The organism is Hungatella hominis (genome assembly GCF_014288005.1).
GTDB classification, from domain to species: Bacteria; Bacillota; Clostridia; order Lachnospirales; family Lachnospiraceae; genus Hungatella; species Hungatella effluvii.
The window spans coordinates 60,020-72,694 of sequence record NZ_JACOPB010000018.1 but is presented as its reverse complement, the minus strand read 5'-3'; the positions used below and the strand labels follow the sequence as shown (position 1 = coordinate 72,694).

Sequence of the window (12,675 nt, the reverse complement as noted above, 5' to 3'; positions counted from 1 at the left end):
CTTATCTCCCTCCTTTCAGTTCTTCCATAGCAGCCTTATAATCTTCTTCATTTACCTTCTGTCCATGCCATCCGGCCTGATTTTCCATAAAGGAAACACCTTTTCCCTTAACCGTCTTAGCCAGTATGCAGATCGGAACGCCTGCTTCTCTCACCGCAATGGCCGCATCCAGCGCTTCAAAATCATGGCCATCCACTTCCACCACTTTAAAACCGTAATCCAGGAGTTTCCCCTTCAAATTGCCAAGCCCCATTACTTTTTCCACCGGACCGTCGATCTGCAGTCCGTTTAAATCCACAATTACCGTCATGTTATCCAGTTTATGGTGAACCGCGGCCGTCATAGCTTCCCACACAATTCCTTCCTGCAGCTCACCGTCTCCCAGAACCGCATAAATATGGTAGTCCTTCTTTCTTACTTTTCCGGCCAATGCGATCCCACAGGCGGTCGATATCCCAAGTCCCAGAGAACCGGTGCACACATCGACACCCAGCGTTTTATTCATATCCGGATGGCCCTGAAGCATGCCACCCAGTCTTCTTAAACGTTTAAATGCATCTTTTGAAAAAAAACCGTGTTCCGCGAGCACGGCATACAACGCGGGGGCTGCATGTCCCTTGCTGAGTACCACCCGGTCCCGGTCTTCCATGTCCGGCTGCTTTTCATCCACCCGGATCCTGTTGTAAAGACACACCAGAATATCCGTCACTGACAGGGAACCGCCGGGATGACCGCTTCCCGCCTGGTAAAGCATCTCAATGATGTCTCTGCGGACTGCCAGAGCCTCTTCTTCCATTGCTTCATAAGATTTCAAATCACGACCTCCTCAAAAATATGCTGCATTATCTGTTTTCATCTAACTGCTGCTATCCTATGGACACATTATAGTTTGTTTATACGTTTAAATCAATAGGTAATATTTTTTTTGTAAATCATGACAGATATATTCCCTTTTTTAAAGCGTATACAGGGGTATTATTTATGCACTTTGTATATTTTTATTTTAATATGCTTCTAATCAGCTACGTCAGACAATATTTTCTTTTAAACCTGTAAAACCCATTTTCTGCTTCGCTAATGCGGGCACGCCTTTCTGTCCAAAAAGCTCTTTGTGTAGTCTGACCACCTCTCTGATGCACAAAAACCCCCGGCAGCAACTGCCGGGGGCCAATCTGACACATCTTATTCTTAAACTTGAGGACCTGCGGAAACTAAAGCTTTTCCTGCTTCATTACCCTCATATTTTGCAAAGTTCTTAATGAAACGCTGGGACAGATCTTTTGCCTTTGTCTCCCACTCGGAAACTTCAGCATATGTATCGCGAGGATCAAGGATCTTAGGATCTACGCCCGGAAGCTCTGTCGGAATCTCAAAGTTGAAGTACGGAAGCTGCTTTGTCGGTGCGTTTGCAATAGAACCATCCAGGATCGCGTCGATGATGCCGCGGGTATCCTTGATAGAGATACGCTTGCCGGTACCGTTCCATCCGGTGTTGACAAGGTAAGCCTTTGCGCCGCTCTTCTCCATCTTCTTAACTAGCTCCTCTGCATACTTTGTCGGGTGCAGCTCTAAGAAAGCCTGGCCGAAGCAAGCGGAGAAGGTAGGTGTAGGCTCTGTAATTCCACGCTCTGTACCAGCAAGCTTTGCTGTAAATCCAGACAGGAAGTAATACTGAGTCTGCTCTGGTGTCAGGATGGATACTGGAGGAAGTACGCCGAACGCATCTGCTGACAGGAAGATTACATCTTTTGCTGCAGGAGCTGCGGAAACCGGGCGAACGATCTTCTCGATATGGTCGATCGGGTAGGATACACGTGTATTCTCTGTCACGCTCTTATCGTCGAAATCAATCTTGCCTTCAGAATCAAGGGTAACGTTCTCTAACAGAGCGTTGCGCTTAATTGCATTGTAGATATCCGGCTCGGATTCTTTATCCAGGTTGATAACCTTAGCGTAGCAGCCGCCTTCGAAGTTGAATACGCCGTTGTCATCCCAGCCGTGCTCGTCATCACCGATCAGGAGACGCTTCGGGTCTGTGGAAAGTGTGGTCTTGCCTGTTCCGGAAAGTCCGAAGAAGATAGCGGTATTCTCGCCGTTTAAATCTGTGTTGGCAGAACAGTGCATGGAAGCAATGCCCTTTAACGGCAGATAGTAGTTCATCATGGAGAACATACCCTTCTTCATCTCTCCGCCGTACCATGTATTTACGATTACCTGCTCGCGGCTGGTGATGTTGAACATGGAAGTTGTCTCAGAGTTCAGACCTAACTCTTTGTAATTCTCTACTTTTGCTTTGGAAGCATTGTATACAACGAAATCCGGAGTAAAGTTCTCAAGTTCTTCTGCTGTAGGCTGGATGAACATGTTCTTTACGAAATGAGCCTGCCATGCAACCTCAACGATGAAACGGATTGCCATACGGGTATCTTTATTCGCTCCGCAGAATGCGTCTACAACGAAAAGTCTCTTGCCGGAAAGTTCTTCCTGCGCAATTTTCTTTACTGTATCCCAGGCTTCCTGGCTGGCCGGGTGATTATCATTCTTATATTCATCAGAAGTCCACCATACAGTGTCCTTTGAATTCTCATCCATGACAATGTACTTATCTTTAGGTGAACGTCCTGTATAAATACCCGTCATAACATTAACTGCACCAAGTTCACTTACCTGGCCTTTTTCATAGCCTTCCAGTTCTGGTTTCGTCTCTTCTTCAAATAATGTTTCAAATGAAGGGTTGTAGACGATTTCTGTTGTTCCGTTGATACCATACTGACTTAAATCGATTTCTGCCATTTTATTCAACCTCTCTTTTCTGTATTAGTGTATAGTAACCAAATAGTTTATTTGATATTACCTATACCTTGTAAGTTACACGCCATAGGCTAATACTTACTTTATTACAAATAATCGAAATAGTCAATAATCCATTTCATTTCTTTTGTTATTTTTTTTACAATCTTCCAGATTCAGCCGCACAAATAAGACGAATCTGATAGTGATTTTCATTTCCACCGTTTCCGGTAGGCCAGAGGCGTCACCCCTTCTATCTCCTTAAACACCTTGATAAAGTACTTATCGCTCTGGTAGCCCACCTTCAAATAGATCTCTGATACCAGCATATCGGTCTCCAGAAGAAGCTTTTTCGCCTCCTTCATCCGCTGCTTCGTCACAAAATCCGTCACGGTCGTATTCATCTCCCGCTTAAACAGCGTGGACAGATACGCCTTGCTCACATGGAGCGCCCCTGAAATGTCATTTAAAGAGGCCGCGCCGTCCAAGTGGCTGCTTATGTATTCCACGGCCTGGGATATCAGCTGGTTCTCGCTGGAGGGCGGAGTTTCCACCAGTTCCGGGAACTCCTTCACGATCTTCTGCGCCATCTTCATCTGGCTGCGCTTCTTCAGCTCTCCGATGGCCACCTCCGTCTCCTTTAAGATCTCCTCAATCGAAAATGGCTTCACGATGTAATTCTGAATCTGGTAATGGATCAAATCCCTGGCAATGGCAAAGTCCGTCATGGCCGTCAGAATGATCACAGGCATCTCGTACCCCTGTTCACGAATCCGGCGGACCAGCTCGGTGCCGTCTACCTCCGGCATGCGGATATCCGTAATGATGATATCCGGAACCCGTTCCTCCAAAAGCTCCAGCGCCTCCCGTCCATTTTCAGCGGTCAGAATATCAGTAACCTGGGGCTTGTGGCAGAGGATGGCATTCTTCATGCCATACAGAATATTCCGCTCATCCTCCACCAGCATTAGTGTATAGGTCCGTTCCATGGTTTCCCCCGTTCAGCTCTTCACCGCGCCCGACACCATACCAGCCTGAATCTTTCCTGACATCAGGATATAGACTATGATAATCGGTATCGCAGAAATAGTCAACGCCGCGCTGACCGCAGCGTAGTTCGTATTGTACGTTCCCTTTAACGCCAGAAGGCCTACCGGCAGTGTCTTCTTAAGCGGGTCAGAGATGATGATATTGGCAAATATGAACTCGTTCCACACACTGATTGCCGTCAGTATCCCAATAGTGGAAATCACCGGCTTGGCCAGCGGCAGAAAGATGTAGAGAAACATCCGGATGACACCGCATCCATCCATTCTCGCCGCCTCCTCCAGTTCCATGGGAATCTGTTGGTAGTGGCCGTAAGTCAGGAAGATGGCCAGCGGCAGTCCCGACGCCACATAGGGAAAGAGCAGGGCCCATAAGCTGTCCAGCCATCCCAGTCCGTTCATCATGCTGTATAGAGGAACGAGAGTACAGTGAACCGGAATCATCATGCCTGCAAAAAACATTCCAACCAGAAGTCCGCCCCCTTTAAACGGAAAACGGGCGACCATGAAGGAGAACGCACAGCTTAGAATAATGACGATAAAAAGCGTTGCGATGGTGATCACAATGCTGTTTATCATGTAGTCCTGGATTCCTTCTTTCCAGGCCGTCACGTAATTGACAAACTGAGGATTCTTGGGTATGGACCACGGATCTGCAAAAAAGGATACATTGTCCTTTAAAGAGGACACGACCATCCAGATCAGCGGATACGTGGTGACTGCCGCCTGAATTGCCAGAATGAGATACAGAATCCATTTACCTGGTGATATACTGCGTTTTTTCATTCGGAAACCTCCTTCGGTGATATTTAATCGCTGGCCGATGACGGAGCCAGTATCTTGTTATAGAGAACAATAAAGAAGATTCCCAGAACCAGCAGAAGCACCGCCACCGTGTTCGCATAGCCGATCCTCATGGAATTGAACGCATTCTTTACCACATAGGAAGCCAGAACCTCGCTGGCATGGTTCGGTCCTCCGTTTGACATAATGTAGACTAAGTCAAAGTATTTTAAGGAGTTGACCGTGGCCAGTATCAGGGTCAGACGGATCACCGGCCACATCAGAGGCAGTTCAATGTAACGGAACAGCTTTAGAACACCGGCTCCATCCAGCCTGGCCGATTCCAGCACATCCTCGGAAATGTTATGCAGGGCCGTATAGTAGATCAAAATATAATTGCCGATAAACTGCCAGACCACCACCGCAATGATACAGCCCAGCGCCAGCTTCATGTCCCCCAGCCAGATCTGCTGCAGCTGTTTTAATCCCACCGCCTCCAGAAGACCGTTTAACAGTCCGAAGTTGGGATCGTAGATCTGCCCCCATAAGATACCGATCATGGAGGAGGACAGCACCACCGGAAGGAAGTACACGGTCCGGAAAAATCCCCGTCCCTTCAACTTCCGGTTAAAAAGAATGACGGAAAACGCCATGCCGATGGGCAGCTGAAGCAGAACGCACCAGAATGCCATCTTCAGGGAATTGGTAAGGGACTTCCAGACGACCGGATCCTTAAACAGTTCCCTGTAATTATCGAAGCGGATAAACACCTTGGCGGTCACCCCGTCCCAGCTGAAGAAGCTGTAATAGACCGCCATCAGGACCGGCACGATCACCGCCGCAAAAAACCACAGAACCGCAGGCAATATGAAGAGGCACCGCACCGCGGGATGAATTTTTTTCATACTCTTACCTATTCCTTTCGGGGCCGCGTATTCGGAGGTGTTCCGTGCGCGGCCCCAATGTTGTACCAATTAGTGAAATTTATTTGATCTTTGCAAGCTCCGCCTTAACGTCGGCGTTGTCTTCCGCAACGATAGCGGTTAAAGCGTTTAATAAGTTCTCCGCCTGTTCCGGAGGCAGGGCCTGATCCGTATACGGAATGAAGCCTTCCACACCGTCGGATACGTACTGGCTGAACTGGTATGCCAGCGGATCCATGTTCTCTTCCTTCGGGGATACCTTCACGGTCGAGAAGGTTCCTGTGCGCTCTACACTTAAGGTCTGCTCTTCCTCACTCATCATGTACTTTAAAAACTTCACAACCGCGTCTTTATTCTTCGTTGACCTGCTGATCGCCAGGGTATTGGCAACGCCGCCGTATAAGTAGCCGGCCTCGTCCTCTTTTCCGCCCTCCACCACAGGGAACGGGAAATAGGAGAAATCCTTTGCGCGCTCCGGGTCTTCCGTAAAGGTCGGAATCGACCAGGAACCGGTAATTAAGATTGCGCCCTTACCTGCCGCGAACAAGGCTTCCGCCGTCGTAGCATCTACGGACATGCATCCATTGATAAAACCTTTCTTCGCCAGAGCCTTGATTTCCTCGCCAGCCTGTACATATGCGTCTTCCGTGAAATTCTTATCTCCGGAACACACCTCATTGTACAGATCGACACCGCCGATTCTCTGTGCCAGGTAGGAATACCAGCCGAGAAGCGGCCAGCGGTCCTTGGCTCCCACGATGATCGGTGTCACGCCCTTATCGGACAGTGTATTGATCACGCCCTTTAAGTCCTCAAATGTCTTCGGCACTTCCACTCCGTTCTCCTCGAAGATAGCCTTGTTATACCAGACAGCCATACACGTGATGGAGGTCGGCGCGCCGTAGACCTTGCCGTCATAGGAAACCGCATCTAAGCTGCCCGGCACAAAGGTATCGCGAAATGCCGTGTCCTCCTCAAAGACGGAAGACAAATCTTCCACATTTCCGGAGTTTACAAGCGTCTTAAACTGCTCTCCCACCCAGTATCCGAAAATATCCGGCAGATTGTTGGCGCTTACCACAGTCTTAATCTTAGTCTTGTAGGCCTCGCCTTCCATTCCCTCATATTTTACCGTGATTCCCGGGTTTTCTGCTTCGAACCGCTCGATCATGGCCAGCTTGGCCTCACGGTCCGACACGCTGCCAACCGTATCCCAGTATGTGATCTCCGCGGCTTCCTGGCTGGCCGCTGTTTCCCCGCCCGTCTCCGCCTTACTCTCCTCGCCTGCCGCCTTCTCCGTGGCCGCCGCTGCGGCCGTCTCCGTACCTGCTGCAGTCTCCTGCTTTCCTGATGCACAGCCAGTGAGTGATGTAACTCCCAGCGCGGCTGCACAGACGATTGCTGCTAATCTTTTTTTCATCTGTAAATCCCTCCTTTATAAGATACATTTAGTATATAATAGACAACAAAGAAAGAAACCACACTATTTTTTTGTAAAATTCCACTATTTTTTCTTCTTGATGCATATCTTTTGATTTTACCATATGAATTTGGTATGATGATGCTGTAACACAAACATACGATGGTCCATACGCAACCGGAGGTGCCATGAAACAGAAACTGAAATTATTGGGAAACACCACGTCGGGGCAGATATTCATCTCCTCCATGCTGGTGATGGCCATCGCCTTTCTCTGCATCGGCGGTTACTTATATAAAAATATGTCCGGCTATATCCTTCAGCAGTCATCCAAATATATAGAAATCACAGTCAAGCAGGCTCAGGAGCGTTTTAACTCCTCGCTGACCGAGATGGATTCATCTCTTCAGCGTCTCTGCAACGACCTGGCGGTCCAGACCATTTTAAACGACTATAATCAGAACGCGTCATTTTCCTCGGAGAGTTTTTCCACTCTCCGGTTAAAGACCATGAATACAATCAATTACGCGGACAACTTAGAATCCATCGAACTCTACAGTAAAAAGGCCCAGATCTATCCTTACACCAAGGAGCCGCTCTCTGACGCCATCCCGGAGACCGCCCTCGCCCTGGCCGACGAATACAACGGTAAGGCCGTATGGCTGCTGTCAGAATCGGAGTCCGGAGGCGGCCATACCATCATGGCGGTCAAGCGGATTCTCCTGGCGGACTACGCCTTTGAACACGGCGGATACGTCGTGGTTCATTTGAAACCGGATTTAATGGACTCTATCGCCCAGGATTTAAACGCGCTGGGCGACTGCACGCTGGAGCTGACCGACTGCGCCGGCGCCCGTGTTTCCTATGGAAAGACGCTAAAGGACATGAACCCGGAAGCCTTCGAACGGAATTACCAGCTGGCCGATTCCACTTCCTCGTACTCCGGCTGGACATTTTCCATCTATATTCCGAAGGAACTGACCTCCAATGATATCTCCTGGATGAGCGGCATCGTGATCTACGGCTTTCTCATCGGAACCGGCGTATTCCTGATCTGCAGTCTCTTCATTGCGCGTATGATCTCAAAGCCATTGTCGGACATGAGAAAATCCATGGTGATCGCCGACGGAAAGCTGCAGGCCAACGACCGGCATTACTCCAATTCTGACATCAACGAACTGAACATCCATTACAATGCTCTGGTGGAAAAGAACAACCGTCTGATCGAGCAGGTATTTGAAAAAGAGCTTTTGCGGACCAAAGCGGAAATCACCGCGCTGCAGTCCCAGGTCAACCCTCATTTCATCATCAATGCCCTGGAATCGGTCTACTGGAGCCTGATCCAGAAAAATGACATGGACAACGCCGGAATTCTCATGGCCATGGCCAAACTGTTCCAGTACATTTTAAAGGGGAGCGACCGCATCACCATCGATCAGGAGCTGACATTTGTGGAACAGTACTTGCAGGTGGAGAAGTTCCGGTTCGGGGACCGTCTGACCTGGGAATACCAGGTGGAGCCGGAGGTGCGCTCCATACAGATTCCCAAGCTGCTTATTCACCCGTTAGTAGAAAATTCCATGAAATACGCGGTAGAAACCACCTCTTCACCGGTTCACATTGTCATTCGCATTGTGGAAAATGGCGACGGCTGTGTCATATCTGTCACCGACAACGGCCCCGGCATCGATCAGGAGACCATGGAGCGGATCCAGGAATCCTTTAAAAAGACGAATCCGGTAGGCTCGGTCTCGGGGAGCTACGGCCTGGCCAACCTCTATAAGCGGATCAAGCTCTATTTTGAAAAGTCGTCGGAGCTCACCATCGAGTCTGAACCGGGAAGCCGCCGTACCACCGTAACCATGCGTATTCATACAAACAATTTATCATAAAACAGGAGGAATTCACATGAAAACAACCGTAGCCATCGTCGGCCTTGGAAGCCGGGGAAGAATCACCTATGCGCCATTTGCCTCGCTTCACCCGGACAAAATGGAGATTACCGCAGCCGCGGATATCGATCCCGGCGCTCTTCGGGAGACCGCCGAGACGTACCACATTCCGGAGGAGCGCTGCTTTGCCAGTGCGGAGCTGCTGCTGGCCCAGCCCAAGATGGCCGATGCCGTCTTTATCTGCACCCAGGACCGCGATCACGTCTCCCAGGCGCTTACCGCTCTGGAAAGAGGATACCACATTTTGATGGAAAAACCCATCTCCCCCGATCCCACTGAGTGCCGTCAGCTCCTGGAAGCGTCGAAAAAATACGACCGGAAAATTGTTGTCTGTCACGTGCTCCGCTATACGCCATTTTTCTCGAAGATGAAGGAACTGATTGCTTCCGGCATCATCGGCGACGTCGTCACCATCCAGGCCATCGAGAACGTGGGCTACTGGCATCAGGCGCACAGCTTTGTCCGCGGAAACTGGAGAAACAGCGAGACGACCAGTCCCATGTGCCTTCAGAAGACGTGCCACGATTTCGACCTCTACTTATGGCTGGCGGACAAGACGCCGCTCCGCGTTACGTCCATGGGCAACACCTATTTATTCAAGGAATCCTGCGCTCCGGAAGGCGCTGCGCATCGCTGCCTCGACGGCTGCGCTGCCAAAAACTCCTGTCCCTTTGATGCGGAAAAAATCTACGTTACCAACGAAAAGACCGGAATCGCCTGCGGCCACACCGAATGGCCGGTGGACATTTTAGCCCTCCATCCGACGACAGACACGATCTACGAAGCCATAAAGACAGGCCCCTACGGCCGCTGTGTCTACCACTGTGACAACAATGTGGTGGACCATCAGGTGACCAACATCGAAAACACTGACGGGAGCACCATTAATTTCACCATGAGCGGCTTTACCAGCGACGGCGCTTCCCGATACTGCAAGATCATGGGCACCAAAGGCGATCTCACCGGCGACATGTACAAAAACACCATCGAGATCGGTCTCTTTGGAAAACCGCGTCAGATTATCGACATCTCCCGGCTGGCCGAGGATTTCAGCGGCCACGCCGGCGGCGACAACCGCATGCTGGAAGAATTCCTCGACATGCTTCAGACCGGAAAGGAACCGGAGGGGATCACCTCGCTGGAGCAGTCTATCAACAGCCACCTCGTCGCATTTGCGGCGGAGGAGTCAAGACTTTCCAAGGGGAAAGTGATTGAAATTTAGAAGAATAACCTCAGTATTTTACTGATCTCCAGAACTGTCAACAGAGAAAAATATTATTTCTCTATTGACAGTTCTTTCGTTCCCGCATATACTTTTATTATAAACTTATAAAAGTTTCCAACAAAAGTTTTGAGGAGGCATTCTTATGGATACATTAACCGCCAGACCACGGCTTTTAAAACAGGCGAATCTTTCACTGATCCGCAGAGTGATCAAAAACAGAGGCACTGCGACCAGGGCGGAAATCGCCGGTGAGACGCAGATCAGCTCTACGACGGTACGCTCTCTCCTGGCCGAGATGATGGAAAACGGGGAAATCGAAAGCATTGGACACGACGAATCCAGCGGTGGACGAAAGGCGGAACGGTACCGCTTCAAGCCGGATAAGTACTACGGCGCGGCGATCTGCATCTCGGGCAGTGAAATGCACGGACTGCTTGTAGGAATCTGTGGAGAGATTTTAGAGACTTGCCGACTGGAGTTTACGGGCGAGGACTACGAGCCGGCCATCACCGCGTACCTCGATAAACTCATGGCGCGAAAGGATATCAAGTCCATCGGAATCGGCGTTCCGGGCATCGTCGAAGACGGTTCGTTCTGGAAAGGGAGTGGCTGCAGCGACGAATTATGCCGCTATGACTTAGGAGACCGCCTCGCCGGGCGGTACCACATTCCCATTGTTATGGAGAATGACTTAAATGCCACAGCCATCGGCTTCGGCCGCTGCTATGCCAGGGAATTTCCCTGCGAGGCCCCGGATCTCACGAATATGGCGTATCTTCACCTGGAAAAAACGTGTGTCAGCGCCGGTTTCATCGTCGGCGGGCGGGTCGTCCGCGGCTTTCGCAATTTCGCCGGGGAGCTGGGACTGGTTCCCATGGAGGATGGCCGGATTCTCGACGAGTGGCTGATGGAAGCAGTGGATGACAAAGCTTACACCAATCTGATGATCCGTATCATCGGCTGGATCTGCGGCATTTTAAATCCCCAGTATGTCGTTCTGGGCGGCCCCGATCTGCGCAAAGACTGTATCGGTCCCATCAGCGACGGCTTCTCCGCTCTTCTTCCGAGACACATGTCCGCAGAGATTCTGTATTCGGCCGATCTCTGGCACGATTATCACGACGGCATGGCATACTTAACAGCCGGGAAAATCTTTGACGACGTTCAGTTTATAAAGGAGCAGCCATGAACCCCCGGCCCGGAGGTAAGGGCCTGCCGGACTCCCGGCCCCGTACCTGCTTTCTCGTCCAGGCCGGATTCGGCACAGCGTTCACGTATCTGACCAGCGGTGTTTTTTTAAGCGGCCTCGCGATTCTTATGGGAGCCGATGACATTCTGGTCAGTTATTTAAGCGTCATCGTCAATATCTGCGGCGTGCTGATCCTCGTATTCCCGGCATTTCTGGAGCGATTTACCAGCCGCAAAAAATTGACGGTAGCACTCACGGTCCTCTCCCGCCTGGCAACACTTTTCCTTGTCACCATACCCGTTCTGTTTCCAGCCAGGATGCAGCTTTACGTATTCGTTCCCACCGTCGTCACTGCCTTCGCACTTCAGGCCCAGACGACAGTGGTGCTGAACCAGTGGATGCTGGGTTTCATCGATGAAAAAAGGAGCGGCCGGTACATTTCTCTAAGACAGACGCTGACACTCACGGTCACAGTGGTTCTGTCGCTGGCTGGAGGCCGTTTTATGGATCTCATGGGAGGGAAATACATCGGTTTCGCCATCCTATTTGCCGCCGCAGCCCTGATGGGAATCTTTGAAGTGATTCTTCTGGCAGGAACACCCGACGGAGAACCGTACCAGTCCTCCAGCAGAGGCTGCCGCTTCCGTGACATCGCCGGACTGCCTCTCAAAAACCGATGCTTTACAGGCTTCGTGGCTTACATCTTTATCTTTTACCTGCTGCTTACCATTTCCGACAGCTATACCATGGTTTACATGATGAAATATCTGGCGCTTCCCTATCAGATCGTGACCGGACTATACATGATCATCTCTCTTCCACAGATCGTTCTGCTCAGTTTTTGGGGAAGGTTAAGTGACCGCTGCGGCCATGAATTCACCTTAAAAATGTCCATCTGGTTCTTTGCAGGTGAGACTCTGTTCATGTCCTTCGCCACCGCTCAGAACTGGTACCTTTTCATTCCGGCCGCATTTCTCATATCCTCGGCTGCCAACGCCGGATTTGTGATCTCCGTATTTAATCGCAGATACGAACTGATGCCAGCAGATAACCGGATTGTCTATGATAATTTTTATACGGCCGCCATCGGTCTCGGCTCCATCCTCGGCCCGCTGACCGGAGGCGCAGTCAAAGGATTGCTCGACGCCCGCACCGCAGCGGCCGGTTCTGCTGCGATTGGATCCGCAGTGGCCGGTTCCGCCGCATTTACCGGTATCCGGGTTCTCTATCTGATTTCAACCGCAGGAATTCTTCTCCTGCAGTTTACTTACTTTTATTTCCGCAGGCGGCAGAAAATTCGGGAATCACAGAAACATTAAACCGCCCTGGTTTTCATCCTTCACAGAG

General features: G+C 50.4%; 10 protein-coding genes. 4 read left to right on the top strand and 6 right to left on the bottom strand.

Going from position 1 to position 12,675, the window contains the following annotated elements; all coding sequences use genetic code 11:
- Nucleotide 1 precedes the first annotated feature (1 nt).
- The 6 genes from H8S75_RS26200 to H8S75_RS26175 all read right to left on the bottom strand — a co-directional run bounded on the left by H8S75_RS26200 (nt 2) and on the right by H8S75_RS26175 (nt 6,962).
- Nucleotides 2-796 (bottom strand): transketolase, encoded by a 795-nt coding sequence (locus tag H8S75_RS26200; RefSeq protein ID WP_349768996.1) that lies wholly within the window; start codon nt 794-796, stop codon nt 2-4.
- A 392-nt stretch (nt 797-1,188) separates the two neighbouring features.
- Nucleotides 1,189-2,793 carry a phosphoenolpyruvate carboxykinase (ATP) gene (gene pckA / locus H8S75_RS26195; RefSeq protein WP_187024045.1) on the bottom strand — a complete coding sequence of 535 codons (1,605 nt, stop codon included), beginning with the start codon at nt 2,791-2,793 and terminating at the stop codon, nt 1,189-1,191.
- Between the two features lie 209 nt (nt 2,794-3,002).
- Nucleotides 3,003-3,779: a response regulator transcription factor gene (locus H8S75_RS26190; RefSeq protein WP_187024044.1), complete on the bottom strand. Its 777-nt coding sequence runs from the start codon at nt 3,777-3,779 to the stop codon at nt 3,003-3,005.
- A 12-nt stretch (nt 3,780-3,791) separates the two neighbouring features.
- Nucleotides 3,792-4,622 carry a carbohydrate ABC transporter permease gene (locus H8S75_RS26185; protein ID WP_055653908.1) on the bottom strand — a complete coding sequence of 277 codons (831 nt, stop codon included), beginning with the start codon at nt 4,620-4,622 and terminating at the stop codon, nt 3,792-3,794.
- A 23-nt stretch (nt 4,623-4,645) separates the two neighbouring features.
- Nucleotides 4,646-5,524, bottom strand: a complete 879-nt coding sequence (locus H8S75_RS26180) for a carbohydrate ABC transporter permease (protein ID WP_002602529.1) — start codon at nt 5,522-5,524, stop codon at nt 4,646-4,648.
- A 79-nt stretch (nt 5,525-5,603) separates the two neighbouring features.
- Nucleotides 5,604-6,962: an ABC transporter substrate-binding protein gene (locus H8S75_RS26175; RefSeq protein ID WP_187024043.1), complete on the bottom strand. Its 1,359-nt coding sequence runs from the start codon at nt 6,960-6,962 to the stop codon at nt 5,604-5,606.
- Nucleotides 6,963-7,150: 188 nt separating this feature from the next.
- Between H8S75_RS26175 and H8S75_RS26170 the strand changes: the two genes are divergently transcribed.
- The 4 genes from H8S75_RS26170 (at nt 7,151) to H8S75_RS26155 (ending at nt 12,647) form a co-directional block, all read left to right on the top strand.
- Nucleotides 7,151-8,854, top strand: coding sequence for a sensor histidine kinase (locus H8S75_RS26170; protein WP_187024042.1), 1,704 nt, complete (start codon nt 7,151-7,153; stop codon nt 8,852-8,854).
- A gap of 16 nt (nt 8,855-8,870) precedes the next feature.
- Nucleotides 8,871-10,136: a Gfo/Idh/MocA family oxidoreductase gene (locus H8S75_RS26165; protein WP_187024041.1), complete on the top strand. Its 1,266-nt coding sequence runs from the start codon at nt 8,871-8,873 to the stop codon at nt 10,134-10,136.
- Nucleotides 10,137-10,281: 145 nt separating this feature from the next.
- A complete protein-coding gene (locus H8S75_RS26160) occupies nt 10,282-11,328 on the top strand; it encodes an ROK family transcriptional regulator (RefSeq protein ID WP_187024040.1) in 1,047 nt (348 codons plus the stop codon).
- Nucleotides 11,325-12,647: an MFS transporter gene (locus H8S75_RS26155; protein ID WP_187024039.1), complete on the top strand. Its 1,323-nt coding sequence runs from the start codon at nt 11,325-11,327 to the stop codon at nt 12,645-12,647. Before H8S75_RS26160 ends, H8S75_RS26155 begins: the two co-directional genes overlap by 4 nt.
- The last annotated feature ends 28 nt before the right edge of the window (nt 12,648-12,675 follow it).